Source organism: Enterobacter cloacae complex sp. P40C2 (assembly GCF_014930695.1).
Lineage (GTDB): Bacteria > Pseudomonadota > Gammaproteobacteria > Enterobacterales > Enterobacteriaceae > Enterobacter > Enterobacter pasteurii.
The window spans coordinates 904,328-930,609 of the sequence record NZ_JADBRP010000001.1 but is presented as its reverse complement, the minus strand read 5'-3'; the positions used below and the strand labels follow the sequence as shown (position 1 = coordinate 930,609).

Annotated in this window: 19 protein-coding genes; 12 read left to right on the top strand and 7 right to left on the bottom strand. The window is 57.7% G+C overall.

From position 1 onward, the window contains the following. Nucleotides 1-172 precede the first annotated feature (172 nt). The gene (locus IM304_RS04465; protein ID WP_193356392.1) at nt 173-1,831 is read left to right on the top strand and encodes an ATP-dependent endonuclease; all 1,659 of its coding nucleotides are present in this window, start codon (nt 173-175) and stop codon (nt 1,829-1,831) included. Here IM304_RS04465 and IM304_RS04460 read toward each other — a convergent pair. After that, complete coding sequence (locus IM304_RS04460; RefSeq protein ID WP_176610749.1) at nt 1,828-2,784, bottom strand: VirK/YbjX family protein; 957 nt, start codon at nt 2,782-2,784, stop codon at nt 1,828-1,830. The genes IM304_RS04465 and IM304_RS04460 overlap by 4 nt on opposite strands. Here IM304_RS04460 and IM304_RS04455 point away from each other — a divergent pair. From IM304_RS04455 to macB, 3 genes are read left to right on the top strand one after another with little or no spacing between them, the layout of a single operon-like run. After that, nucleotides 2,774-2,947, top strand: coding sequence for a hypothetical protein (locus IM304_RS04455; protein ID WP_176610748.1), 174 nt, complete (start codon nt 2,774-2,776; stop codon nt 2,945-2,947). The two genes, IM304_RS04460 and IM304_RS04455, sit on opposite strands and share 11 nt — an antisense overlap. Further along, nucleotides 2,944-4,059: a macrolide transporter subunit MacA gene (gene macA, locus IM304_RS04450; RefSeq protein ID WP_193356391.1), complete on the top strand. Its 1,116-nt coding sequence runs from the start codon at nt 2,944-2,946 to the stop codon at nt 4,057-4,059. Before IM304_RS04455 ends, macA begins: the two co-directional genes overlap by 4 nt. After that, nucleotides 4,056-5,996, top strand: a complete 1,941-nt coding sequence (gene macB, locus IM304_RS04445) for a macrolide ABC transporter ATP-binding protein/permease MacB (RefSeq protein WP_176610747.1) — start codon at nt 4,056-4,058, stop codon at nt 5,994-5,996. The genes macA and macB overlap by 4 nt, the downstream gene beginning before the upstream one ends. Nucleotides 5,997-6,066: 70 nt before the next feature. Here the strand turns inward: macB and cspD are convergent, their stop codons facing one another. Continuing rightward, complete coding sequence (gene cspD / locus IM304_RS04440; protein ID WP_006809408.1) at nt 6,067-6,288, bottom strand: cold shock-like protein CspD; 222 nt, start codon at nt 6,286-6,288, stop codon at nt 6,067-6,069. 267 nt (nt 6,289-6,555) lie between these two features. Between cspD and clpS the strand changes: the two genes are divergently transcribed. Both clpS and clpA read left to right on the top strand, forming a co-directional pair. Further along, the gene (clpS, locus tag IM304_RS04435) at nt 6,556-6,876 is read left to right on the top strand and encodes an ATP-dependent Clp protease adapter ClpS (RefSeq protein WP_006174393.1); all 321 of its coding nucleotides are present in this window, start codon (nt 6,556-6,558) and stop codon (nt 6,874-6,876) included. Nucleotides 6,877-6,903: 27 nt separating this feature from the next. Next, nucleotides 6,904-9,183 carry an ATP-dependent Clp protease ATP-binding subunit ClpA gene (clpA, locus tag IM304_RS04430; RefSeq protein WP_148418755.1) on the top strand — a complete coding sequence of 760 codons (2,280 nt, stop codon included), beginning with the start codon at nt 6,904-6,906 and terminating at the stop codon, nt 9,181-9,183. 206 nt (nt 9,184-9,389) lie between these two features. Here clpA and infA read toward each other — a convergent pair whose 3' ends face one another. The 5 genes from infA to trxB all read right to left on the bottom strand — a co-directional run bounded on the left by infA (nt 9,390) and on the right by trxB (nt 15,212). Further along, on the bottom strand, nt 9,390-9,608 hold the full coding sequence (infA, locus tag IM304_RS04425) for a translation initiation factor IF-1 (protein ID WP_002211347.1): 219 nt from the start codon (nt 9,606-9,608) through the stop codon (nt 9,390-9,392). A 283-nt stretch (nt 9,609-9,891) separates the two neighbouring features. Beyond that, nucleotides 9,892-10,596, bottom strand: a complete 705-nt coding sequence (aat, locus tag IM304_RS04420; protein WP_176610739.1) for a leucyl/phenylalanyl-tRNA--protein transferase — start codon at nt 10,594-10,596, stop codon at nt 9,892-9,894. 45 nt (nt 10,597-10,641) lie between these two features. Then, nucleotides 10,642-12,363, bottom strand: a complete 1,722-nt coding sequence (gene cydC, locus IM304_RS04415) for a cysteine/glutathione ABC transporter ATP-binding protein/permease CydC (protein WP_193356390.1) — start codon at nt 12,361-12,363, stop codon at nt 10,642-10,644. Beyond that, the gene (gene cydD, locus IM304_RS04410; RefSeq protein WP_193356389.1) at nt 12,363-14,129 is read right to left on the bottom strand and encodes a cysteine/glutathione ABC transporter permease/ATP-binding protein CydD; all 1,767 of its coding nucleotides are present in this window, start codon (nt 14,127-14,129) and stop codon (nt 12,363-12,365) included. The genes cydC and cydD overlap by 1 nt, the downstream gene beginning before the upstream one ends. 114 nt (nt 14,130-14,243) lie before the next feature. Further along, complete coding sequence (trxB, locus tag IM304_RS04405; protein ID WP_148418759.1) at nt 14,244-15,212, bottom strand: thioredoxin-disulfide reductase; 969 nt, start codon at nt 15,210-15,212, stop codon at nt 14,244-14,246. Nucleotides 15,213-15,755: 543 nt separating this feature from the next. On the opposite strand from trxB, the gene lrp reads away from it, so the two are divergent. The 6 genes from lrp (at nt 15,756) to dmsA (ending at nt 26,277) form a co-directional block, all read left to right on the top strand. Beyond that, nucleotides 15,756-16,250 carry a leucine-responsive transcriptional regulator Lrp gene (gene lrp / locus IM304_RS04400; protein WP_000228469.1) on the top strand — a complete coding sequence of 165 codons (495 nt, stop codon included), beginning with the start codon at nt 15,756-15,758 and terminating at the stop codon, nt 16,248-16,250. Between the two features lie 135 nt (nt 16,251-16,385). Beyond that, entirely contained in the window at nt 16,386-20,141 is a 3,756-nt protein-coding gene (gene ftsK / locus IM304_RS04395) for a DNA translocase FtsK (RefSeq protein ID WP_193356388.1), read from the top strand. Between the two features lie 127 nt (nt 20,142-20,268). Next, nucleotides 20,269-20,883: an outer membrane lipoprotein chaperone LolA gene (lolA, locus tag IM304_RS04390; RefSeq protein WP_148418762.1), complete on the top strand. Its 615-nt coding sequence runs from the start codon at nt 20,269-20,271 to the stop codon at nt 20,881-20,883. 9 nt (nt 20,884-20,892) lie between these two features. Then, a complete protein-coding gene (gene rarA / locus IM304_RS04385) occupies nt 20,893-22,236 on the top strand; it encodes a replication-associated recombination protein RarA (protein WP_193356387.1) in 1,344 nt (447 codons plus the stop codon). Between the two features lie 92 nt (nt 22,237-22,328). Continuing rightward, complete coding sequence (serS, locus tag IM304_RS04380) at nt 22,329-23,621, top strand: serine--tRNA ligase (protein WP_148418764.1); 1,293 nt, start codon at nt 22,329-22,331, stop codon at nt 23,619-23,621. Between the two features lie 211 nt (nt 23,622-23,832). After that, the gene (gene dmsA, locus IM304_RS04375) at nt 23,833-26,277 is read left to right on the top strand and encodes a dimethylsulfoxide reductase subunit A (protein ID WP_193356386.1); all 2,445 of its coding nucleotides are present in this window, start codon (nt 23,833-23,835) and stop codon (nt 26,275-26,277) included. Nucleotides 26,278-26,282: the final 5 nt, after the last annotated feature.

Here is a 26,282-nt window from a genome sequence, read left to right as displayed (position 1 = left end):
GGGCGGAAGTATCTTGTCCGGAAGGGGCTTTTTCAAATGAAAGTTGATGGGTAAATTCTGAATTTTTTGTGCTCAGAACCAGCAACAGGGGGATATAGCAGTGTCCAGCCGGACCCCGTACCGCTATACTGCTGATAACCTGAAGGAAAAGTCGACGAATTGCGGGGGATTTATGCTACTCGAACGTGTGGAGATTGTCGGGTTTCGCGGCATTAACCGCCTGTCGCTGCAGCTGGAACAGAACAACGTTCTTATCGGCGAAAATGCCTGGGGGAAATCCAGCCTGCTGGATGCCCTGACGCTGCTGCTTTCGCCTGAGGAGAATCTGTACCACTTCGTCCACGATGACTTCTGGTTTCCGCCGGGCGATGTCAACGGACGCGAAAAGCATCTGCATATTATTTTGACCTTCCGCGAGGCCGAACCCGGCCGCCATCGCGTGCGCCGTTACCGCCCGATGTCACCCTGCTGGGTGCCCTGTGAAGATGGCTTCCACCGTATTTTCTATCGCCTTGAAGGCGAAATGGCGCACAACGAAGGGGTGCTAACCCTGCGTGAATTCCTCGATGAGAAGGGGAATCCGATCCCGCTCGACAACATCGACGAGCTGGCCCGTCATCTGATCCGCCTCTCCCCCGTGCTGCGCTTGCGCGACGCGCGCTTTATGCGCCGGATCCGAAACGGCACCGTGCCGGATATGCCGGAGGTGGAGGTTACCGCCCGCGAGCTCGATTTCCTCGCCCGCGAGCTGGTTGCGCGCCCGCAGAACCTTACCGACGGCCAGATCCGTCAGGGGCTTTCCGCCATGGTTCAACTGCTGGAGCACTACTTTTCCGAGCAGGGAACGGGGCCGTCTCGCCACCGTCTGATGCGCCGCCGCTCGCACGATGAGCAGCGAAGCTGGCGCTATCTTGATATCATCAACCGCATGATCGACCGCCCCGGCGGGCGCTCGCACAGGGTGATCCTGCTGGGATTATTCTCCACGCTTTTACAGGCGAAAGGCACGGTGCGCCTCGACCGGGACGCGCGTCCGCTGCTGCTGGTGGAAGATCCGGAGACGCGTCTGCACCCGATCATGCTCTCCGTGGCATGGCATCTGCTGAATCTGCTCCCCCTGCAGCGCGTGACTACCACCAATTCCGGCGAGCTGCTATCCCTGACGCCGGTGGAATATGTCTGCCGTCTGGTGCGTGAATCGTCGCGCGTCACCGCCTACCGGCTTGGACCGGGCGGGCTGAACGCCGAGGATGGCCGACGGATTGCGTTCCATATCCGTTTTAACCGCGCGTCGTCGCTGTTTGCCCGCTGCTGGCTGCTGGTGGAAGGGGAAACCGAAACCTGGGTGATTAACGAGCTGGCGCGCCAGTGCGGGCACCACTTCGACGCCGAAGGGGTCAAGGTCATCGAGTTTGCGCAGTCTGGCCTGAAACCGCTGATCAAGTTCGCCCGCCGGATGGGGATTGAATGGCACGTGCTGGTGGATGGCGATGAGGCCGGGAAAAAATATGCGGCGACCGTGCGCGGCCTGCTCAATAACGATCGGGAAGCGGAGCGTGACCATCTGACCACGCTGCCGGCGATGGACATGGAGCACTTTATGTATCGCCAGGGCTTTGACGACGTTTTCCACCGCGTGGCGATGATCCCGGTGGATGTGCCAATGAACATGCGCCGGGTGATCGCCAAAGCGATCCACCGGTCGTCAAAACCGGATTTAGCCATAGAGGTGGCGACGGAAGCGGGAAGGCGGGGCGTGGAATCTGTGCCCACGCTGCTGCGTAAAATGTTCTCCCGCGTCCTCTGGCTGGCGCGCGGGAGGGCCGATTAACGGCCGGTCGTCCGTGAAACCTGCTGGATAAGGCTATCAAGCAGCGCATAGCGACGGCGGTATTCGGAGCGCTTTTTACTCGCGATCTCTTCCATCGGCTTGCGCGGCATGGCCAGCGGCAGGGCAAAGTTGCCGTTATCCAGCCGTTCTCCGCCAAGAGAGCGCCAGAAGCTGTCGTAATCCGCCAGCAGTTTTCCCTCTTTTTTCCTGCGGTAACGCCAGCTGCGGTAGATATGGGTGGCGTTACTCACGGCGAGGATCTGTTCTACCGGGAAGGCGTCGGCGAGGATCATTACCGCTTCAACCAGCAGACGTTTCGGGAACAGGCCATGGCAGGCTTTCGTGGCGAGCTGGATCTGCTCGTGCGGGACATGCGCTTTCGCTCCCTGCATTCCGCCGATAAACAGCGATGGTTTCCCTTCATAGTTGCAGAGCGTAAAGGTCAGCTCGGCCAGCACCGTGTTCTGACAATCGACAAAGGTCAGGGTGGCTTCGCCTTCTTTATCCAGAAACGCGTCTGCCCGCAGGCATACGCTAAACTGCTGTTCGTCTTTGCCGGTTAACGTCACCAGCGTGATGCCCTCACCAGAGAGATAGCCGTTCAGCAGCGGCGCGGGAAGATGGCGGCTCATCATCTGATAGTGATAGTTCAGGGCTTCCAGCGTATGCTGACGGCCCATGTTGACGGTCAGCCACGGTCGATGCAGACGGCACGGCAGGCCGGGCTGCACCTCCAGGATCTGCATCAGGCGGGGCTGCTTCGCGAGGTTTGCCAGCAGGCGCGACGTGGTGAGCGGCGTCGCCAGCGAGCGCAGCATAAACTTTCGTCGATAGGCCGGATTTTGCCACGCCAGCCCCGGCGTGAGGGTTCCCGATGCCAGGCTTTTGAACAGTTGCCAGCCCGATTTTGGCTGAGACAGCGTTGAATAAGGTGTATCGACGATGGAAGACATGTTAGATCCTGCTTCTGGTGGAAGATCGCTATTTCAGCAGGGGCTTTATCAACGCTGGGTAAACAATTCCCGACGATTACGGCGATCGGGGGTTTCGTTGATGAGTGGTTTAGATAAAATCAACGTTGATGATAGCCAGAACAACTATTTGGAATATTTATGAACCTGAAGGGAAAACGCAGAAAGCTGTTTCTGCTGCTGGCGATAGTGGTGTTAGCGGGCGGATTCTGGGTATGGAAGGTGCTGAACGCGCCGGTACCGCAGTATCAAACGCTGATTGTTCGCCCGGGCGAGCTGCAGCAAAACGTGCTGGCGACGGGGAAGCTGGACGCCCTGCGCAAGGTTGACGTAGGCGCGCAGGTTAGCGGCCAGCTTAAAACGCTGTCGGTTGAGATTGGCGATAAGGTTAAAAAAGGCCAGCTGCTGGGCGTGATCGATCCTGAACAGGCTGAAAACCAGATCCGCGAGGTGGAAGCCACGCTGATGGAGCTGCGCGCGCAGCGCGCTCAGGCTCAGGCGGAGCGGAATCTCGCTCAGGTCACCCTGACGCGTCAGCAGGCGCTGGCGAAAACGCAGGCCATCTCAAAACAGGATCTGGATACCGCCGCCACGGAGCTGGCGGTGAAGCAGGCGCAGATTGGCACTATCGACGCGCAAATCAAGCGCAATCAGGCCTCGCTGGACACGGCGAAAACCAACCTCGACTACACGAAAATCGTGGCGCCAATGGCCGGGGAAGTGACGCAGATTACCACCCTGCAGGGCCAGACGGTTATCGCCGCGCAGCAGGCGCCAAACATTCTGACCCTGGCGGACATGAGCACCATGCTGGTGAAAGCCCAGGTATCCGAAGCGGACGTGATTCACCTTAAGCCTGGCCAGAAGGCCTGGTTTACGGTGCTGGGCGATCCGCAAACCCGCTATGAAGGGGCGCTGAAGGATATCCTGCCGACGCCGGAGAAGGTGAACGACGCCATCTTCTACTATGCCCGTTTTGAGGTGCCGAACCCGCAGGGCGTGCTGCGTCTGGACATGACCGCCCAGGTGCATATTCAGCTCACCGGCGTCAAAAACGTGCTGACGGTTCCGCTCTCCGCGCTGGGCGAATCCGCCGGGGACAATCGCTACAAGGTTAAAGTGCTGCGCAACGGCGAAACCCGCGAGCGGGAAGTGGTGATTGGCGCGCGTAACGACACCGACGTGGTGGTGGTGAAAGGGCTGGAAGAGGGTGAGGAAGTGGTCATCAGCGAAAGCCTGCCCGGAGCCGCGCAATGACGGCGCTGCTTGAGCTGAATGATATTCGCCGCAGCTACCCGTCCGGCGACGGGCCGGTGGAGGTGCTGAAAGGCATCTCCCTGCGCGTTGAAGCGGGTGAAATGGTGGCGATTGTCGGGGCTTCGGGGTCCGGTAAATCGACGCTGATGAACATTCTCGGCTGTCTGGATAAACCCACCAGCGGCACCTATCGCGTGGCGGGAACGGACGTCTCCACCCTGGACGGCGACGCGCTGGCGAAGCTGCGCCGCGAACACTTTGGCTTTATCTTCCAGCGTTACCATCTGCTTTCTCACCTCAGCGCGGCGCAGAACGTGGAGGTGCCCGCGGTGTATGCGGGCGTCGAGCGGAAAAAGCGCCTCGAGCGCGCGAAGGCGCTGTTAACGCGTCTCGGGCTGGCGGAGCGGGTAGATTATCAGCCTTCACAGCTTTCCGGCGGTCAGCAGCAGCGCGTGAGTATTGCCCGTGCGCTGATGAACGGTGGCCAGGTTATCCTGGCCGATGAGCCGACCGGCGCGCTCGACAGCCGTTCCGGCGAAGAAGTTATGGCGATCCTTCACCAGCTTCGCGATCAGGGGCATACGGTGATTATCGTCACCCACGATCCGCAGGTGGCGGCGCAGGCTGAACGGATCATTGAGATCCACGACGGCGAGCTGGTCAGCAACCCGCCGCCGCGTGAGTCCAGAGCGGCCGCGCCGAAAGAGGCTCTGCCTGCGTCAACCGGCTGGGGGCAATTTTCGAGCGGCTTTCGCGAGGCGCTGACCATGGCCTGGCTGGCGATGGCGGCCAACAAGATGCGCACCCTGCTGACCATGCTCGGCATTATCATCGGTATCGCCTCGGTGGTGTCGATTGTGGTGGTGGGAGACGCGGCGAAACAGCTGGTGCTGGCGGATATTCGCGCCATCGGGACGAATACCATTGACGTCTATCCCGGGAAAGATTTTGGTGACGACGAGCCGCAGTATCAGCAGGCGCTGAAGTACGACGATCTGGCGGCTATCCAGAAGCAGCCGTGGGTGAACTCCGCCACGCCTGCCGTTTCGCAGAACCTGCGTCTGCGCTACGGCAACATCGACGTGGCGGCCAGCGCTAACGGCGTCAGCGGAGATTACTTCAACGTCTACGGCATGACCTTCAGCGAAGGGGCAACCTTCAACGCCGAACAGCTGGCGGGCAGGGCGCAGGTGGTGGTGCTGGACGCGAACTCGCGCAGGCAGCTTTTCCCGAATAAAACCCGCGTGGTCGGGGAAGTGATCCTGGTGGGCAACATGCCCGCTACGGTGATTGGCGTGGCGGAAGAGAAACAGTCGATGTTTGGCAGCAGCAAGATCCTGCGCGTCTGGCTGCCGTACAGCACCATTTCCGGGCGCATTATGGGGCAGTCCTGGCTCAACTCCATCACCGTGCGGGTGAAGGAAGGCTACGACAGCGCGCTGGCGGAACAGCAGCTGGAGCGGCTGTTAACCCTGCGCCACGGAAAGAAAGACTTCTTTACCTGGAACATGGACGGCCTCTTGAAAACGGCGGAAAAGACCACACGTACTCTTCAGATGTTCCTGACGCTGGTGGCGGTGATTTCGCTGGTTGTCGGCGGGATCGGGGTGATGAACATCATGCTGGTGTCGGTGACCGAACGTACCCGGGAGATCGGCATCCGCATGGCGGTGGGGGCCAGAGCCAGCGACGTGCTTCAGCAGTTTTTGATTGAGGCGGTGCTGGTATGCCTGGTGGGCGGCGCGATGGGCATTGCGCTCTCAATGCTGATTGCCTTTGCGCTCCAGCTGTTTTTACCCGGCTGGGAAATTGGCTTTTCGCCAATGGCGATACTCACCGCGTTTTTATGTTCCACCTTTACCGGGATTTTGTTTGGCTGGCTGCCTGCGCGAAACGCGGCACGGCTGGATCCGGTGGATGCGCTGGCGCGGGAATAGCCCGAAAATAAAAATGCCAGCCGATCGGGCTGGCATTTTGCCTGCGGGGTGTACACAATGAATCAGAGAGCTATGCAACCGTTTCTGCTTCAACGGGCACGATAAGACTGGCGTGATTGCCTTTTGGCCCCTGGTGTACATCGAACCGGACGGACTGCCCGGCTTTGAGCGTCCTGTAACCATCCATCTGAATGGTGGAATAGTGAGCGAAGATATCCTCGCCGCCGCCTTCGGGGCAGATGAAGCCAAACCCCTTGGCGTTGTTGAACCACTTAACAGTACCCATTTCCATGCTTCGACATCCTTCGTAAATCTTATAAGTTAAGATGGAATGAACCGGTGGTGGAGTGGGGGCTGTTCAAAAGCTCGCCATCTCACGCTTGTACAATTTAGAGAAACGGAAGAAGCCGTCAAGCGTTTGGCGCTCGAGTTGGGACAATAATCAACCAAAATTTGAGGCAGTTAACGCTATTGCAACAGTTTGTGACAGACATCGCGGATGACAGTAATAGATGATTGTTATCTAACATCTGAGGTAGATTCAAAGTGGTTATGCATAATGGGTAAGACCAACGATTGGCTGGATTTTGACCAGCTGGCGGAAGATAAGGTGCGCGACGCGCTAAAACCGCCATCTATGTATAAAGTTATGTTAATGAACGATGATTACACGCCGATGGAATTTGTTATTGACGTGCTACAAAAGTTCTTTTCTTATGATGTAGAACGTGCAACGCAACTGATGCTTACCGTTCATTATCGTGGCAAAGCGATCTGCGGCATCTTTACTGCCGAGGTCGCGGAAACCAAAGTGGCGATGGTGAACGACTATGCAAGGGAGAACGAGCATCCGTTGCTGTGTACGCTGGAAAAGGCCTGATAAGGCATAAAATTGGGGGAGGTGCCTATGCTCAATCAAGAACTGGAACTCAGTTTAAACATGGCTTTCGCCAGAGCGCGTGAGCACCGACATGAGTTTATGACCGTCGAGCACCTGCTGCTCGCGTTGCTAAGCAACCCATCTGCCCGCGAAGCGCTGGAAGCCTGCTCCGTGGATCTGGTGGCGCTACGTCAGGAACTCGAAGCCTTCATCGAACAAACCACACCGGTGCTGCCAGCCAGTGAAGAAGAGCGCGACACGCAGCCGACGCTCAGCTTCCAGCGCGTGCTGCAGCGCGCGGTTTTCCACGTCCAGTCTTCCGGGCGTAGTGAAGTGACGGGCGCAAATGTGCTGGTCGCCATCTTCAGCGAGCAGGAGTCCCAGGCGGCCTACCTGCTGCGCAAACATGAAGTCAGCCGACTCGACGTGGTCAACTTTATCTCTCACGGAACGCGAAAAGACGAGCCTAACCAGGCATCCGACTCCAGCAACCCGATCAACAACAGCGAAGAGCAAGCAGGCGGGGAGGATCGTATGGAAAACTTCACCACCAACCTTAATCAGCTTGCTCGCGTGGGCGGAATCGACCCGCTGATTGGCCGCGACAAAGAGCTGGAGCGCGCCATACAGGTGCTGTGCCGCCGACGTAAGAACAACCCGCTGCTGGTGGGTGAATCCGGCGTGGGCAAGACCGCGATTGCTGAAGGGCTGGCCTGGCGCATTGTGCAGGGCGACGTGCCGGAAGTGATTGCTGACTGCACCATCTACTCGCTGGATATTGGCTCGCTGCTGGCGGGCACCAAGTACCGTGGTGATTTTGAAAAACGCTTCAAGGCGCTGTTAAAACAGCTGGAGCAGGACACCAACAGCATCCTGTTTATCGATGAGATCCACACCATCATCGGCGCAGGGGCGGCCTCCGGTGGCCAGGTGGATGCGGCTAACCTGATCAAGCCGCTGCTCTCCAGCGGCAAGATCCGCGTAATGGGCTCCACAACGTACCAGGAGTTCAGCAACATCTTTGAAAAAGATCGTGCGCTGGCGCGTCGTTTCCAGAAAATCGACGTCACCGAGCCGTCCGTCGACGAAACGGTGCAGATCATCAACGGCCTGAAAACCAAGTACGAAGCGCACCACGACGTGCGTTACACCGCGAAAGCGGTACGTGCGGCGGTGGAGCTGGCGGTGAAATACATCAACGATCGTCATCTGCCGGATAAGGCGATTGACGTGATTGATGAGGCGGGAGCGCGTGCGCGCCTGATGCCGGCCAGCAAGCGTAAGAAAACCGTTAACGTGGCGGATATCGAGTCCGTGGTGGCCCGTATCGCGCGTATCCCTGAGAAGAGCGTTTCCCAGAGCGACCGCGACACGCTGCGCACCCTCGGCAATCGCCTGAAAATGCTGGTCTTTGGTCAGGATAAGGCCATTGAGGCCTTAACCGAAGCGATCAAGATGGCCCGTGCCGGACTGGGGCATGACCACAAGCCCGTTGGTTCCTTCCTGTTTGCCGGCCCGACCGGCGTCGGGAAAACCGAGGTGACGGTTCAGCTCTCCAAAGCGCTGGGCATCGAGCTGCTGCGCTTTGATATGTCCGAGTATATGGAGCGTCACACCGTCAGCCGCTTGATTGGTGCGCCTCCGGGCTATGTGGGCTTTGACCAGGGCGGCCTGCTCACCGACGCGGTGATCAAGCATCCGCACGCGGTACTGCTGCTCGATGAAATCGAGAAGGCGCACCCGGACGTGTTCAACATCCTGCTGCAGGTGATGGACAACGGGACGCTGACCGACAACAACGGGCGCAAGGCGGACTTCCGCAACGTGGTGCTGGTGATGACCACCAACGCCGGCGTGCGTGAAACCGAGCGTAAATCTATCGGCCTGATCCACCAGGATAACAGCACCGATGCGATGGAGGAGATCAAGAAGATCTTCACGCCGGAGTTCCGTAACCGTCTGGACAACATCATCTGGTTCGATCACCTGTCTACCGAGGTGATCCATCAGGTGGTGGATAAGTTCATCGTCGAGCTGCAGGTTCAGCTGGATCAGAAAGGCGTGTCGCTGGAAGTCAGCCAGGAGGCCCGCAACTGGCTGGCCGAGAAAGGCTACGACCGGGCGATGGGTGCCCGTCCGATGGCGCGCGTGATTCAGGACAATCTGAAGAAGCCGCTGGCGAACGAGCTGCTGTTTGGCTCGCTGGTGGACGGCGGCCAGGTCACGGTGGGGCTGGATCAGGCGAAGAACGAGCTGACGTACGATTTCCAGAGCGCGGCGAAGCACAAGCCGGAAGCGGCTCACTGATTTCTTACGTAGGTCTAAAAACCGGGCAAAAGCCCGGTTTTTTTATGCGTGCCTTTCTCCCTCTCCCCGCGGGAGAGGGCTGGGGTGAGGGCAACAGACCGCACTGAAATACATCTGCCCCTGTAGCAACATTAAAGCCACAAATAAAAAAGGCCGGGATTATCCCGACCTTTTAAATATTCATCTGCCATTACAGGCGAAAACAATTAGCGACTACGGAAGACAATGCGGCCTTTGCTCAGGTCGTACGGGGTCAGTTCAACAGTCACTTTGTCGCCCGTCAAAATGCGGATATAGTTTTTGCGCATTTTACCGGAGATGTGCGCAGTTACCACGTGACCGTTTTCCAGTTCTACGCGAAACATGGTATTAGGCAACGTATCAAGTACGGTACCCTGCATTTCAATATTGTCTTCTTTGGCCATCTAATCCTCTGGGGTATCACTACCAAGTTTTGAACCGGCAAGATAATGCCGAAATTCATCAATTAAGTAAAGAATTGCGCGTTTAAAACGCAGCAAAACAGTTTCAGCGCATTGCCCAAGCGTCACGGTACAACCGAACGGAAAGCGCATTCGTAAAGGGGAACAACAGGATAAACGTCAGGACGTTATCTGAAGCGGGGGTCCCAAACGGCGGCGGGGCAACAGGCAGAAGCTACTCTGCGGCATAATTATAACACCCTCATAAAAAATATGCGGAAAACATTTAGGCATCGGGCATAAAGAGCGCTCTGGGGATCCAAAAATCGCGCGGAAGGGTCTCAGCGCGGCACCGATCCAGATGTTCGATGTAGTGTCGACGGGAGATTTCAACGGCACCGAGCGAGGCGGTGTGCTCGTTCAGCACCTGACAATCCATCAGCTGTCCACCGCGCCGGGCAAATTCCTCGCAAAAAACCAGCAGCGCGGTTTTCGAGGCGTTGGTGGCGCGGGAGAACATCGATTCACCGCAGAACAGTGTGCCCTGCGCCACGCCGTACATGCCGCCAACGAGATCCTCGCCGTGCCACACTTCGACGGAATGCGCGTAGCCCAGCTCGTGTAGCTGATGGTAGGCAATAATGATATCGCGGGTTATCCAGGTGCCTTCGTGACGATCTTCAGCGCATCCTTCAATGACCTGCCCGAAGGCGTGATTGAGCGTGACGCGATAGGGTGATTTTGCGTGAAAGCGCTTCATGCTGCGGCTCAGGTGAAACTGCCCAGGCCACAGGACGGCTCGCGGGTCGGGAGACCACCATAAAATCGGGTCGCCGGGAGAAAACCACGGGAAAATACCGCGCTGGTAAGCCATTAAGAGCCGTGCCGGGCTGAGATCGCCGCCCAGCGCCAGCAGGCCGTTAGGTTCACGTAGCGCTCCCTCCGGGGAAGGGAACGCAATATTATGGCGAGAAAGCTGGACCAGGCGCATGACAACGTAACTCCAGTACGCGAGTGAGGACGCTACAAATATAGCCTACAGACGCTGTTTAAACTGGTAGTAGCGACCCTGTTTTGCCAGCAGCTCTGCGTGACTACCTTGCTCAATAATGTGTCCGTTGTCCATCACAATTATGCGATCGAAACTCGCGAGTCCACGCAGGCGGTGTGTGACCATCAGCACGGTTTTGCCTTTCATCACGTTTGCCAGTAAATCAAGAATTTGGCTCTCGGTTGTCGCGTCCAGACCTTCCGTTGGCTCATCGAGCAGCATCAGCGGCGCGTCGTGCAGCAGCGCCCGGGCAATCGCCAGACGGCGAAGCTCGCCGCCGGAGAGCTGGCGACCCCCTTCACCGAGCCAGGCGTTGAGTCCGTCATCCTCAAGCAGCTTGTGCAGCCCGACCTGCTCAAGCATCCCCCGTAGCGCCTCGTCAGAGGCCGCCGGCGCTGCGAGAAGGAGGTTGTCGCGTAGCGTGGCGCTGAACAGATGCACCCGCTGGGGCACGACGCTGACGGTTTTACGCAAGGCCGCTTCGCTAAAGTCACCCAGCCGGGTATCGTTAAAGCGAATCTCACCCTGCTGCGGGTCCCACGCGCGCGTCAGAAGCTGCAGAAGCGTTGATTTTCCACATCCCGTGCGGCCAAGGATCGCGATGCGCTGCCCGGCGTTAACGGAAAGCGTGATGCCTTCCAGCGCGTTTTGCGCCTGCCTGTCATAGGCGAAAGTGACATCGCTGAGCGTCAGCGCCACCTGCTCCGGTACCGCGGTTTCTCCGCTGCTGAACTTCACTTCCGGCTCCTGCTCCGCAATATCCGTTATGCGTAGTGCAGAGGCAATAACCTGACCAAGATGCTGAAACGCACCCGTGATCGGGGCTAAAGCTTCAAAGGCGGCAAGGGCGCAGAAAACAAACAGCGCAATCAGCGGGCCCGGCTGGGCGTTACCGCCCACGCCGCCGGAGGCCATCCAGAGCATGGCGATGACGGCAATGCCGCCGATTAACATCATCAGCGCCTGAGAGAACGCGGTCAGCTCAGACTGGCGGCGCTGGGCCTCGTGCCAGTTAAGCTCCGTGCTTTCCATCCGGGCGCGGTAGCGCTTGCTGGCACCAAAGATGCTCAGTTCAGCCTGACCCTGCAGCCAGGAGGTGAGCTGCTGGCGATACTCACCGCGCAGACGCGTCAGATTTTCCCCGGTGGTTTTACCGGCGCGATAAAACAGCGGCGGTAAAATAATCAGCGTCATCAGCATGATGCCGCCCAGGGTCAGCGCGATGGGAACATCCAGAATACACAGCCCCAGCGTGACCACCACGATCACCACAAACGCGCCCACCATGGGTGAAATTACGCGCAGGTAGAGGTGATCCAGCGTATCCACATCCGCGACCACGCGGTTGAGCAACTCGCCCTGACGAAAGCGCGCCAGCCCGGCAGGGGAGAGGGGCAGAAGCTTGCTGAAGGTGTAAATACGCAGGTGTTGCAGGACGCGGAAGGTCGCGTCGTGGCTGACAAGACGCTCGAAGTAACGCCCGGCGGTTCGGGTAATCGCGGTGCCGCGTACGCCTGCTGCAGGGAGCATGTAGTTGAAGCTGTACAGCCCGGCGAAGCCCACCGCCGCAGACGCGGAAAGGAACCAGCCGGAAAGCGTAAGCAGGCCGATGCTGGCAAGCAGGGTGACAATAGCCAGCACAATGCCGAGCGTCAGCATCCATTTATGGCGTTTGTACAGTGCGAGATAGGGAAGCAGGGCGCGCATCAGATATCCTCCTGACGATTCGCCAGCAGGGCCGAAAAAGGCCCCTGCGCGGCAACAAGCGCGGCGTAATCGCCTTGCTCAACGAGTTGACCGTTTTCCATCACCCAAATCTGGTCCCAGTCGGCGATGCCTTCAAGCTGGTGGGTGACCATCAGCGTGGTTTGCTGCTGTGATGCGGCGTTAAGCGCATCCATTACGCGCTGCTCGCTGTGGGCATCCAGGCTGGCCGCGGGTTCGTCCAGCAGCATCAGCTGACAGGGGTTCAGCAGCGCACGGGCCACCGCAACGCGCTGCGCCTGGCCGACCGACAGCCCGGCAGACTGATCGCCCACCACGGTATCAACACCCTGCGGCAGCAGCGGCAAAAATTCACTGACCCAGGCGCGATCGAGAACCGACTGCAGTTCATCTTCACGCGCGTCCGGGCGGGCAAGGAGCACGTTTTCACGCAGCGTTGAGGCAGGCAGCTGTGGGTTTTGCCCCACCCAGCTCAGCTGCTTACGCCAGGCTTCGGGATCGAGCTCGCGCAGCTCCGTTTTATTTACGCGCAGTGAACCGGTATAAGCCATGAAGCCTGACAACGCGTTCAGCAGCGAGCTTTTACCCGAGCCGCTGGTGCCCACCAGCACGACCCGTTGACCCGCAGGCAGGGTAAAGTTCAGTGGACCAGCCAACACCTTGCCTTCAGGCGACAGGATGGAAAAATCCTGCGCTTCAAGGGTAACCGGATCGCTGGTATTCAGCGTGACTTCACCGCGCTCCGGATGCGCCAGCGGCGTTTCCATGAAGGTTTTCAGGCTATCGGCAGCGCCCACCGCCTGCGCTTTGGCGTGATAGAAGGTGCCGAGATCGCGCAATGGCTGGAAAAATTCCGGGGCCAGGATCAGTGCCAGGAATCCGGCAGAAAGCGTTACCGCCGTACCGTAGTGGCCGAAATCCAGCGCGCCGAGATAGGAGAAGCCAAAGTAGACCGCCACCAGGGCAATTGACAGGGAGGTGAAGAATTCGAGCACGCCGGAAGAGAGGAACGCCAGGCGCAGGACCTCCATGGTGCGCTGACGGAAGTCCTGGGACGCCAGGCGAATGTTTTCGGTTTCCGCCTCACCGCGACCAAAGATACGCAGCGTTTCCATTCCGCGCAGGCGATCGAGGAAATGTCCGCTCAGCCGACCCAGCGCCAGGAAGTTGCGGCGGTTAGCATCTGCCGCGCCCATACCGACCATTGCCATAAACAGCGGGATCAGCGGGGCGGTGCCCAGCAGGATCAGTGCCGCCACCCAGTTGACCGGGAAAATGGCGATTACAATCGAAAGGGGCACAAAAACCGCCAGCGCCATCTGGGGAAGATAGCGCGCATAGTAATCGTGCATATCGTCGATTTGCTCAAGGATCAGCGTCGCCCAGCTGCCGGCCGGTTTCCCCTGGATCCACGCAGGTCCGGCTTCAGAAAGCCGGTCAAGCACCTTGCGTCGGATTTCATAGCGGATGTGCTGTCCGGCATGGAACCCGACCCGCTCACGCAGCCAGACGACCCACGCACGCAGAACGAAAACCAGCACCAGAACGATAAAAGGCAACAGCAGCGCCTCGCGCGGGATGTTCTCCATAATCATATGGTTGAGAATGCGGGCCAGCAGCCATGCCTGGGCAACAATCAACAGACCGCTGATAAATCCCAGAATGCGGGAGATCATAAGCCAGCGGCGGGAAAGAACGCTTTGCTGTTTGAGCCAGCGTGTTAACTCTTGTTGACGGGTTTTTTCCATTGCGTATTTTGCAGGTGACGTTATAAGAAATTAGACATCTGCATGTTACACGCGAGGAAAAATAAAGGCGACCAGTGGCCGCCTTTATTTACGTTTGTTACTGACTTGTAAAGATTATTTACCCTGTTCAGCCAGTCCGTCCAGATAGCGTTCTGCGTCCAGCGCGGCCATACAGCCGGTGCCCGCAGAGGTGATCGCCTGACGATAAATATGGTCCATCACGTCGCCTGCTGCGAAGACGCCCGGAACGCTGGTCTGCGTGGCGTTGCCGTGGATCCCGGACTGCACTTTAATGTAGCCGTTTTCCAGCTCCAGCTGGCCTTCGAAGATAGCCGTGTTCGGGCTGTGGCCGATCGCCACAAACAGGCCAGCCACTTCCAGCGTTTCGACGTTATCGGTGTTCTGGGTATCGCGGATACGCAGACCCGCCACGCCCATCTGATCGCCGGTCACTTCTTCCAGAGTACGGTTGGTGTGCAGCACAATGTTACCGCTCGCCACTTTGTCCATCAGGCGTTTGATCAGGATCTTTTCGGCGCGGAAGGTGTCGCGACGGTGGATCAGGTGTACTTCAGAGGCGATGTTCGCCAGATACAGCGCTTCTTCCACAGCGGTGTTGCCGCCGCCGATAACCGCGACTTTCTGGTTGCGGTAGAAGAAACCGTCGCAGGTTGCGCAGGCAGAGACGCCGCGGCCTTTAAAGGCTTCTTCAGACGGCAGGCCGAGATAGCGGGCAGAGGCGCCCGTGGCGACGATCAGCGCATCGCAGGTGTACTCACCGTTGTCGCCCGTCAAACGGAACGGACGGTTCTGTAGATCCACTTTATTAATGTGATCGAACAGAATTTCGGTTTCGAATTTAGTGGCATGCTCGTGCATGCGCTCCATCAGCAGCGGCCCGGTCAGGTCGTTCGGGTCGCCCGGCCAGTTTTCCACTTCCGTGGTGGTGGTCAGCTGACCGCCTTTTTCCATACCGGTAATCAGTACCGGCTGCAGGTTAGCGCGTGCAGCATAGACCGCTGCGGTATATCCCGCAGGTCCAGAACCAAGGATTAGCAGCTTACTGTGTTTGGTCGTGCCCATGAGATCCCCATTGTTGTTGGCAGGCAATGGGCTGGATTGTAGGGAATTTGTTGCCGTAAAAAAAGAGCGCCGCAGTTTTGCTTCCGATATATGCAATAGCCGCGCCCGATGGATCTGCCGCGGTCACATTACGTCTGCTACTGAAAAGCGCTCGTTTATAAGGCAGAAAAATGAGGATTAATACCCCTCCGTAATGAATATCCGGCATCTTGTACTAAAAATCGATGTTTTGCTTTGACAATCCCCTGCGCTTTTGCGAAAACATTCAAGGAAGAAAAAAAGACGCGTGTACGGGATGTCGCATAGACATGCACGTAAATGCCATTTTTACCGGGTCAGTGAAATCTACGCATGGTGTGGACAGACGCCATACGTGATGTCTGTGACTGCCTTCAGGCAACGGTCTTCTTACCGCAGAACCCGAATCCGCATCGCGTCTAATACATAACCATGCGATGTGATAAATAACGGGTACAGGCTCTGAACAGTGATGTGCACAGGGTCCAGGCAGGAGTAGGGAAGGAATACAGAGAGACAATAATAATGGTAGATAGCAAGAAGCGCCCTGGCAAAGATCTCGACCGTATCGATCGTAACATTCTTAATGAATTGCAAAAGGATGGGCGTATTTCCAACGTCGAGCTTTCAAAACGTGTGGGACTTTCCCCGACGCCGTGCCTTGAGCGTGTGCGTCGACTGGAAAGACAGGGTTTTATTCAGGGCTATACGGCTCTGTTGAACCCGCATTATCTGGATGCCTCACTTCTGGTATTTGTTGAGATTACTCTGAATCGTGGTGCACCGGATGTGTTTGAGCAATTTAACGCCGCTGTACAAAAACTTGAAGAAATTCAAGAGTGTCATCTGGTTTCCGGTGATTTCGACTACCTGTTGAAAACCCGCGTGCCTGATATGTCCGCCTACCGTAAGCTGCTGGGGGAAACCCTGCTGCGTCTGCCAGGCGTGAACGACACCCGTACGTATGTGGTGATGGAAGAGGTCAAACAGAGCAATCGTCTGGTTATTAAGACGCGCTAACACGGAACAGGTGCAAAATCAGTGTAGTTTGATTACACTCCTGTTAATCCATACAGCAACAGTGCCGGGGACACCCGGCGCTGTTGTCCGTTTTAGCAAACAGGCAGGACATGCCTGATACCTGGAGAGCCTTTCTTGAGCCAGGAATACACTGAAGACAAAGAAGTCACATTATCTAAGCTAAGCAGCGGACGTCGTCTCCTTGAGGCGTTACTGATCGTTATTGCCCTTTTTGCCGTCTGGCTGATGGCTGCCTTACTCAGTTTTAACCCCTCCGATCCCAGCTGGTCGCAAACCGCATGGCATGAGCCTATCCATAACTTAGGCGGCGTGCCCGGCGCCTGGCTTGCGGACACGCTGTTCTTCATTTTCGGTGTGATGGCCTACACCATTCCCGTCATCATTATTGGCGGATGCTGGTTTGCCTGGCGTCATCGGCAGAATGACGACTACATCGACTACTTTGCCGTTTCGCTACGCCTGATAGGCGCGCTGGCGCTCATCCTCACCTCCTGTGGGCTGGCGGCGATTAACGCTGATGATATCTGGTACTTCGCCTCCGGTGGGGTGATTGGCAGCCTGTTGAGCTCCGCCCTGCAGCCGATGCTTCACAGCATCGGCGGCACGCTGGCGCTGCTCTGTATCTGGGCGGCAGGGCTGACGCTGTTTACCGGCTGGTCCTGGGTGAGCATCGCTGAAAAAATTGGCAGCTTTATCCTGACCTTGCTGACATTTGCCAGCAACCGCACGCGTCGTGACGATACGTGGGTCGATGAAGACGAATACGAAGATGAGTATGACGAAGACGATGCGCCCGCCGAGCGTCGCGAGTCCCGTCGCGCGCGTATCCTGCGAGGTGCCCTGGCGCGCCGCCAGCGCGTTGCCGAAAAATTTGCTAACCCGTTAGGCCGCAAAACGGATGCCGCGCTTTTCTCCGGCAAGCGCATGGATGAAGACGAGCAGATTGAGTATCGCGGTGCGGCCGTGGATCCTGATGACGTACTGTTCTCCGGCAATCGAGCTACCCCTGGCGAGTATGACGAGTACGATCCGCTGCTGAATGGCCATTCCGTTACTGAACCGGTAGCCGCTGCGGCCGCTGCAACAACGGCCGCGCAGGCCTATGCTGCGCCCGTTGAAGCCGTGATGCCGTCCTCGCCAGTTCCGGCACCGGAGTCCGTGATTCAGCAGCCACAGGTCGACTGGCAAACCGCGCCTGGCGTTCATACGCCGGAGCCAACCATTGCGCCAGAGCCTGAAAGCTATATCCCAGTTCAGCAGGAGCAATGGCAACAAGCTTATCAGCCGCCCGAGCCTGTCAGCGAGCCGCAACAACCGTATCAGGCTTATGCACCTAAACACGTTGAGCCTGAACAGCCATACGTTGCGCCGCAGCCTGAGCCTGAAGTGGTTGAAGAAGCGAAGCCGTCTCGTCCGCCGCTGTACTATTTTGAAGAAGTGGAGGAGCGCCGTGCCCGCGAGCGCGAGCAGCTTGCCGCCTGGTATCAGCCCGTACCTGAGCCGGTGCAGGAGCCTGCTGCAAAAGCCCCTTTCGCGGCCGTTCCTCCTGTTGAGCCAGCGCCAGCCGTTGCTTCCGCAACTGAAACCCTGAAGCAGGCAACCGCTGCCGCCGCCGCGTCCGCTCCGTTATTCAGCCCGGCGACTGACGGTACGCCGCGTCCTCAGGTGAAAGAGGGGATTGGTCCTCAACTGCCGCGCCCTAATCGCGTTCGCGTACCGACCCGCCGCGAGCTGGCGTCGTACGGCATCAAACTGCCTTCACAGCGTATGGCGGAAGTGAAAGCGCGTGAGAACGAATACGACGATGATGCTGACGAACAGCATCAGGACGAGCTGGCGCGTCAGTTCGCCGCCCAGCAGAATCAGCGCTATGGCGACGAGTATCAACACGACGTTCACCCCCGTCAGGATGAAGATGATGCTGCCGAAGCGGAATTAGCGCGTCAGTTCGCGGCAACGCAGCAGCAGCGTTATTCCGGCGAGCAGCCGTCGGGGGCAAACCCGTTCTCGCTGTCGGATTTTGAATTTTCACCAATGAAAGATCTGGTGGATGACGGGCCGAGCGAACCGCTGTTCACGCCGGGCGTGATGCCAGACGTTGAACCGGTGCGTCAGACGCCGCAGCCGCAGGCTTATGCTCAGCCTCAGCAGCCAGCGCCGCAGACTCATGTTCAGCCGCATCAGCCGGCACCACAGGCTTATGCTCAGCCTCAGCAGCCGGCGCCGCAGGCCTATGTTCAGCCGCAGCAGCCGGCACCGCAGGCTTATGCTCAGCCTCAGCAGCCGGCCCAACCGCCGCAGTTCCAGCAGCCAGCCCCACAGCCGCAGGAGAGCCTGATTCACCCGCTGCTGATGCGTAATGGTGACAGCCGTCCGCTGCAGCGCCCAAGCACGCCGTTGCCGTCTCTGGATCTGTTAACGCCGCCGCCGGCAGAAGTCGAGCCGGTGGATACCTTTGCCCTTGAGCAGATGGCCCGCCTCGTTGAAGCGCGTCTGGCTGATTTCCGCATCAAGGCTGATGTAGTGAACTATTCGCCAGGCCCGGTAATCACCCGTTTCGAACTGAACCTGGCGCCGGGCGTAAAAGCAGCGCGTATTTCAAACCTGTCCCGTGACCTGGCGCGTTCCCTGTCGACCGTGGCGGTGCGCGTGGTGGAGGTCATTCCAGGCAAACCTTACGTTGGCCTTGAGCTGCCAAACAAGAAACGCCAGACCGTTTATCTGCGTGAGGTTCTGGATAACACCAAATTCCGCGATAACCCGTCTCCGCTGACCGTGGTGCTGGGTAAAGATATTGCTGGCGATCCGGTCGTTGCCGATCTCGCGAAGATGCCACACCTGCTGGTTGCGGGTACTACCGGCTCCGGTAAATCGGTCGGCGTGAACGCCATGATCCTCAGTATGCTCTACAAGGCGCAGCCTGAAGATGTGCGTTTCATCATGATCGACCCGAAAATGCTCGAGCTGTCCGTCTACGAAGGCATTCCGCACCTGTTAACGGAAGTGGTAACCGACATGAAGGACGCCGCCAACGCATTGCGCTGGAGCGTCAATGAAATGGAACGTCGCTACAAGCTGATGTCGGCGCTGGGCGTGCGTAACCTGGCCGGCTATAACGAGAAGATCGCCGAGGCGGCGCGCATGGGCCGTCCGATTCCGGACCCATACTGGAAGCCGGGTGACAGCATGGATGCCCAGCATCCGGTGCTGGAAAAACTGCCTTATATCGTGGTGCTGGTGGATGAATTTGCCGACCTGATGATGACCGTCGGTAAGAAAGTGGAAGAACTCATCGCGCGTCTGGCACAGAAAGCGCGTGCGGCGGGTATTCACCTGGTGCTGGCAACGCAGCGTCCGTCCGTGGACGTCATCACGGGTCTTATTAAGGCAAACATCCCAACCCGTATCGCGTTTACCGTGTCGAGCAAAATCGACTCGCGTACTATCCTTGACCAGGGCGGTGCAGAATCGCTGCTGGGGATGGGTGATATGCTCTATTCTGGCCCGAACTCCACCTCTCCGGTGCGTGTTCACGGCGCGTTTGTTCGCGATCAGGAAGTTCACGCCGTGGTGCAGGACTGGAAAGCGCGCGGACGTCCGCAGTACGTGGACGGCATTACCTCCGACAGCGAAAGCGAAGGCGGCGGCGGTGGCTTTGACGGCGGTGAAGAGCTGGATCCGTTATTTGACCAGGCGGTTAACTTCGTCACCGAAAAGCGTAAAGCCTCTATCTCTGGCGTACAGCGTCAGTTCCGTATCGGCTACAACCGCGCGGCGCGTATCATTGAGCAAATGGAAGCTCAGGGCATCGTCAGCGAGCAGGGACATAACGGCAACCGTGAGGTGCTGGCGCCGCCGCCGTTTGAATAACCTTCAGCGATTGCAAAGAAGGGTAAATCAGCAAAAATTAAGCATATTCTTCTGTCGCCTGCCTTCGGGCAGGTCCAGAATGGAAACGGAAACCCCATATCGGGAAGACGTATTTTAAGGAATAACAATGAAAAAAATCGCCATTGCCTGTGCATTACTCTCCAGTTTTGTAGCCAGCAGCGTCTGGGCTGATGCGGCCAGCGACCTTAAAAGCCGACTGGACAAAGTAAGCAGCTTCCACGCCAGCTTCACGCAAAAAGTGACTGACGGCAGCGGCAACGCGGTGCAGGAAGGTCAGGGGGATTTGTGGGTGAAACGCCCGAACCTGTTCAACTGGCACATGACCCAGCCGGACGAGAGCGTTCTGGTCTCTGACGGTAAAACCCTGTGGTTCTACAACCCGTTTGTTGAGCAGGCCACCGCCACCTGGCTGAAAGATGCCACCAGCAACACCCCGTTTATGCTGATCGCCCGTAACCAGACCAGCGACTGGCAGCAGTACAACATCAAACAAAACGGTGATGAGTTTGTCCTGACGCCTAAAGGCAGTAACGGCAACCTGAAGCAGTTCACCATCAACGTGAGCAGCAACGGTACCATCAATCAGTTCGGTGCGGTTGAGCAGGACGATCAGCGCAGTAGCTATCAGCTTAAGTCTCAGCAAAACGGCGCTGTAGACGCATCGAAATTCACCTTTACCCCGCCGCAGGGCGTAACGGTGGACGACCAACGCAATAAGTAAGAGGCATGAGTGAGCAATCTGTCGCTCGATTTTTCAGATAATGCGTTTCAACCTCTGGCCGCCCGTATGCGGCCAGAAAATTTAGCGCAGTACATTGGCCAGCAACATCTGCTGGCTGCGGGGAAACCCTTGCCGCGCGCTATTGAAGCGGGGCATCTGCACTCCATGATCCTCTGGGGCCCTCCCGGAACCGGTAAAACCACTCTCGCTGAAGTTATCGCCCGTTATGCCAGTGCGGATGTCGAACGCATTTCGGCCGTCACGTCGGGCGTGAAAGAGATCCGCGAGGCGATCGAGCGGGCGCGACAAAACCGCAATGCCGGACGTCGCACCATTCTGTTTGTCGACGAAGTTCACCGCTTCAACAAGAGCCAGCAGGATGCCTTCCTGCCGCACATTGAAGACGGCACGATTTTCTTCATCGGCGCGACTACCGAAAACCCGTCGTTTGAGCTGAACTCCGCGCTGCTTTCCCGTGCTCGTGTTTATCTGCTTAAGTCGCTAACCACGGAAGATATCGAAAAGGTTCTGACGCAGGCGATGGAGGACAAGGCCCGCGGCTACGGTGAGCAGGATATCGTTCTTCCGGATGAAACGCGCCGTGCGATTGCTGAACTGGTGAATGGCGATGCCCGTCGGGCGCTGAACACGCTGGAAATGATGGCCGATATGGCCGAAGTGGACGATGCAGGCAAGCGTGTTTTGAAGCCTGAACTGCTCACCGAAATTGCCGGTGAGCGCAGCGCGCGTTTCGACAATAAAGGCGACCGTTTTTACGATCTGATCTCTGCGCTGCATAAATCCGTGCGCGGCAGCGCCCCGGATGCGGCGCTCTACTGGTACGCGCGTATTATCACCGCCGGTGGCGATCCGCTATACGTCGCGCGTCGCTGCCTGGCGATTGCGTCGGAGGATGTCGGCAATGCCGATCCGCGCGCCATGCAGGTCGCCATCTCCGCCTGGGACTGCTTTACCCGAGTCGGGCCTGCGGAAGGCGAACGCGCCATTGCCCAGGCTATTGTTTATCTGGCCTGCGCGCCGAAAAGTAACGCGGTATACACTGCCTTCAAAGCGGCGATGTCGGATGCACGCGAGCGTCCGGATTATGATGTACCGGTTCATTTGCGCAATGCACCGACAAAACTGATGAAAGAGATGGGCTACGGGCAGGAGTATCGCTACGCCCATGATGAGCCAAATGCCTACGCCGCCGGAGAGGAATATTTCCCGCAGGAGATGGCACAAACCCGCTATTACCACCCTACAAACAGAGGTCTTGAAGGCAAGATTGGCGAAAAGCTCGCCTGGCTGGCCGGACAGGATCAAAATAGCCCTATAAAACGCTACCGTTAGCTCAGTCGTTGCGGTAATGTTGGCATAGTATCCCTGTGGCCGCAGGCTGTGGCCACTTTTTCCTATTTTAATTCGATAAGCACAGGATAAGCATGCTCGATCCCAATCTGCTGCGTAATGAGCCAGACGCAGTCGCTGAAAAACTGGCACGCCGGGGCTTTAAGCTGGATGTAGATAAGCTGCGCGCTCTTGAAGAGCGTCGTAAAGTTCTGCAGGTACAAACTGAAAATCTGCAGGCAGAGCGTAATTCTCGATCGAAATCCATCGGCCAGGCGAAAGCGCGCGGGGAAGATATTGAGCCATTACGCCTGGAAGTGAACAAGCTGGGTGAAGAGCTGGATCAGGCGAAAGCGGAACTGGACGTTCTTCAGGCCGAAATTCGTGATATCGCGCTGGCGATCCCGAACATTCCTGACGACAGCGTGCCTGTCGGCAAAGACGAGAACGACAACGTTGAGGTGAAACGCTGGGGTACGCCTCGCGAGTTCGACTTCGAGGTTCGCGATCACGTGACCCTGGGCGAAATGCACGCGGGCCTGGACTTTGCGGCTGCGGTTAAGCTGACCGGGTCTCGTTTCGTGGTGATGAAAGGTCAGATCGCTCACCTGCACCGCGCGCTGGCGCAGTTCATGCTGGATCTGCACACCGAACAGCACGGCTATAGCGAAACCTACGTTCCGTATCTGGTTAACCACGATACGCTGTACGGTACGGGCCAGCTGCCGAAATTTGCCGGCGATCTGTTCCATACCCGTCCGCTGGACGAGGAAGCAGACAGCAGCAACTACGCGCTGATCCCAACGGCGGAAGTGCCGCTGACTAACCTCGTGCGTGATGAAATCATTGACGAAGACGATCTGCCAATCAAGCTGACCGCGCACTCTCCGTGCTTCCGTTCTGAAGCGGGTTCTTACGGCCGTGATACCCGCGGTCTGATCCGTATGCACCAGTTCGATAAAGTTGAAATGGTGCAGATCGTTCGTCCGGAAACGTCCATGGACGCGCTGGAAGAGATGACCGGCCACGCGGAAAAAGTGCTGGAGCTGCTGGGCCTGCCGTACCGCCGTATGGCGCTGTGCACGGGTGATATGGGCTTCGGTGCCTGCAAAACCTTCGACCTGGAAGTCTGGGTGCCTGCGCAGAACACCTACCGTGAAATCTCCTCCTGCTCTAACGTCTGGGATTTCCAGGCGCGCCGCATGCAGGCTCGTTGCCGCAGCAAATCCGACAAGAAAACCCGTCTGGTGCATACCCTGAACGGCTCCGGTCTGGCTGTAGGGCGAACGCTGGTTGCGGTGATGGAAAACTACCAGCAGGCAGACGGCCGAATTGAGATCCCTGAAGTGCTGCGCCCTTATATGAAAGGCCAGCAGTACATCGGTTAATAACCTGCTTTAAAACAAAAAAGCGCCTCAGGGCGCTTTTTTTATGCCTGTGATTTGATACGACGCAATACCCCCTCCCTCTAAAGTAGTAATACTCCTTTGAATGAAAGTCAGCATAAAAAACTGAAAACGAAAAGATTCGTTGTAAATAAATCTATATAGCGGTTTCCGCCGCCTCTCTTTTCTTTGTGAGCAACCAAAGTGAGTCTTTATGAAAATCAAAGCGCCTGAAGCGTTAATGGCTGCCGAGGTCACTCGCCGTGGGTTGATGAAAACCACGGCAATCGGTGGCCTGGCCGTAGCCAGCAGCGCCTTTACGCTCCCTTTTACCCGACTGGCGTCGGCGGCGGAGGCTCTGTCTCCAGCCTCAGGTCCGGAAAAAGTGGTGTGGAGTGCCTGTACCGTCAACTGCGGTAGCCGCTGTCCGCTGCGCATGCATGTCGTGGACGGTGAAATCAAATATGTCGAAACCGACAATACCGGTGACGATAGCTACGAAGGGTTACACCAGGTGCGGGCATGTCTGCGTGGCCGATCAATGCGCCGACGTGTTTATAATCCGGATCGTCTGAAATATCCGATGAAGCGCGTCGGCAAGCGTGGGGAAGGAAAGTTCGAGCGCATCAGCTGGGACGAAGCCTACGATATCATCGCGACGAACATGCAGCGCCTGATTAAAGAGTACGGCAACGAGTCCATCTACCTGAACTACGGCACCGGGACGCTTGGCGGTACCATGACCCGCTCCTGGCCGCCGGGTAAAACGCTGGTGGCGCGCCTGATGAACTGCTGTGGCGGCTACCTCAACCACTATGGTGACTACTCTTCTGCGCAAATCGCTGCGGGCCTGAACTACACCTATGGCGGCTGGGCAGACGGTAACAGTCCGTCCGATATCGAAAACAGCAAGCTGGTGGTGCTGTTCGGTAACAACCCGGGTGAAACCCGCATGAGCGGCGGTGGGGTAACGTATTACCTGGAACAGGCCCGGGCTAAATCCAATGCCCGCATGATCATCATCGATCCGCGATATACCGATACCGGGGCAGGACGAGAAGATGAGTGGATCCCAATCCGTCCGGGGACCGATGCGGCGCTGGTAAACGCGCTGGCGTATGTGATGATCACCGAAAACCTGGTCGATCAGCCCTTCCTGGATAAATACTGCGTCGGTTACGACGAAAAAACCCTCCCGGCCAGCGCGCCGGCTAACGGGCATTACAAAGCCTATATTCTCGGTCAGGGCAGCGACGGCGTAGCGAAAACGCCGGAGTGGGCATCCACCATCACCGGTATTCCCGTCGAACGTATCGTTCAGCTGGGGCGTGAAATTGGATCGGCAAAACCGGCCTATATCAGCCAGGGTTGGGGGCCACAGCGTCACGCGAACGGTGAAATCGCCACCCGCGCCATCTCAATGCTGTCAATTCTGACCGGCAACGTGGGTATTCACGGCGGTAACTCCGGCGCGCGTGAAGGCTCCTATTCTCTGCCGTTTGAACGGATGCCGACGCTGGATAACCCGGTTGAGGCCAGCATCTCGATGTTTATGTGGACCGACGCGATCGAGCGCGGCCCTGAAATGACCGCGCTGCGCGACGGCGTGCGGGGCAAAGACAAGCTGGACGTGCCGATCAAGATGATCTGGAACTATGCCGGTAACTGTCTGATCAACCAGCACTCTGACATTAACCGCACCCATGAAATCCTTCAGGACGAGAAGAAGTGCGAAATGATTGTGGTGATTGACTGCCACATGACCTCGTCAGCGAAGTATGCCGATATTCTGCTGCCGGACTGCACCGCGTCTGAGCAGGTGGACTTCGCGCTGGACGCCTCCTGCGGCAACATGTCCTACGTGATTTTCACTGACCAGGCCATCAAGCCGCGCTTCGAGTGCAAAACCATCTATGAGATGACCTCCGAACTGGCGAAACGGCTTGGCGTTGAACAGCAGTTCACCGAGGGGCGCACTCAGGAAGGGTGGATGCGCCATCTGCACGAGCTTTCCCGCAAAGCCATTCCTGACCTGCCGGACTTCGATACCTTCCGCAAGCAGGGCATGTACAAGCAGCGCGATCCGCAAGGGCATCATGTGGCCTATAAAGCCTTCCGCGACGATCCGCAGGCGAATCCGCTGACCACGCCGTCGGGCAAAATCGAGATCTACTCCGAAGCGCTGGCAAACATTGCCGCGTCCTGGGAATTGCCGGAAGGGGACGTTATCGATCCGCTGCCGATCTACACCCCCGGATTTGAAAACTACAACGATCCGCTGACGGAGAAATTCCCGCTACAGCTGACCGGTTTCCACTATAAGGCTCGCGTGCACTCTACCTACGGCAACGTTGACGTGCTGAAAGCCGCATGCCGGCAGGAAATGTGGATCAACCCGATGGATGCGAAAGCGCGCGGCATCAGTAATGGCGATCGCGTTCGTATCTTCAACGGGCGTGGAGAGGTGCATATCGAAGCGAAAGTGACTCCGCGCATGATGCCTGGCGTGGTCGCGCTGGGGGAAGGGGCCTGGTATAACCCGGATGCAAACCGTATTGACCAGGCGGGCTGCATCAACGTTCTGACCACGCAGCGCCCTTCGCCGCTGGCGAAGGGCAACCCGTCCCACACAAACCTCGTCCAGGTTGAAAAGGCGTAAGGAGT

Coding starts and splice junctions, on each gene's coding strand:
- IM304_RS04465 (WP_193356392.1), top strand. CDS start 173: ATGCTACTCGAACGTGTGGAGATTGTCGGGTTTCGCGGCATTAACCGC.
- IM304_RS04455 (WP_176610748.1), top strand. CDS start 2,774: ATGGAAGACATGTTAGATCCTGCTTCTGGTGGAAGATCGCTATTTCAG.
- IM304_RS04460 (WP_176610749.1), bottom strand. CDS start 2,784: ATGTCTTCCATCGTCGATACACCTTATTCAACGCTGTCTCAGCCAAAA.
- macA (WP_193356391.1), top strand. CDS start 2,944: ATGAACCTGAAGGGAAAACGCAGAAAGCTGTTTCTGCTGCTGGCGATA.
- macB (WP_176610747.1), top strand. CDS start 4,056: ATGACGGCGCTGCTTGAGCTGAATGATATTCGCCGCAGCTACCCGTCC.
- cspD (WP_006809408.1), bottom strand. CDS start 6,288: ATGGAAATGGGTACTGTTAAGTGGTTCAACAACGCCAAGGGGTTTGGC.
- clpS (WP_006174393.1), top strand. CDS start 6,556: ATGGGTAAGACCAACGATTGGCTGGATTTTGACCAGCTGGCGGAAGAT.
- clpA (WP_148418755.1), top strand. CDS start 6,904: ATGCTCAATCAAGAACTGGAACTCAGTTTAAACATGGCTTTCGCCAGA.
- infA (WP_002211347.1), bottom strand. CDS start 9,608: ATGGCCAAAGAAGACAATATTGAAATGCAGGGTACCGTACTTGATACG.
- aat (WP_176610739.1), bottom strand. CDS start 10,596: ATGCGCCTGGTCCAGCTTTCTCGCCATAATATTGCGTTCCCTTCCCCG.
- cydC (WP_193356390.1), bottom strand. CDS start 12,363: ATGCGCGCCCTGCTTCCCTATCTCGCACTGTACAAACGCCATAAATGG.
- cydD (WP_193356389.1), bottom strand. CDS start 14,129: ATGGAAAAAACCCGTCAACAAGAGTTAACACGCTGGCTCAAACAGCAA.
- trxB (WP_148418759.1), bottom strand. CDS start 15,212: ATGGGCACGACCAAACACAGTAAGCTGCTAATCCTTGGTTCTGGACCT.
- lrp (WP_000228469.1), top strand. CDS start 15,756: ATGGTAGATAGCAAGAAGCGCCCTGGCAAAGATCTCGACCGTATCGAT.
- lolA (WP_148418762.1), top strand. CDS start 20,269: ATGAAAAAAATCGCCATTGCCTGTGCATTACTCTCCAGTTTTGTAGCC.
- serS (WP_148418764.1), top strand. CDS start 22,329: ATGCTCGATCCCAATCTGCTGCGTAATGAGCCAGACGCAGTCGCTGAA.
- dmsA (WP_193356386.1), top strand. CDS start 23,833: ATGAAAATCAAAGCGCCTGAAGCGTTAATGGCTGCCGAGGTCACTCGC.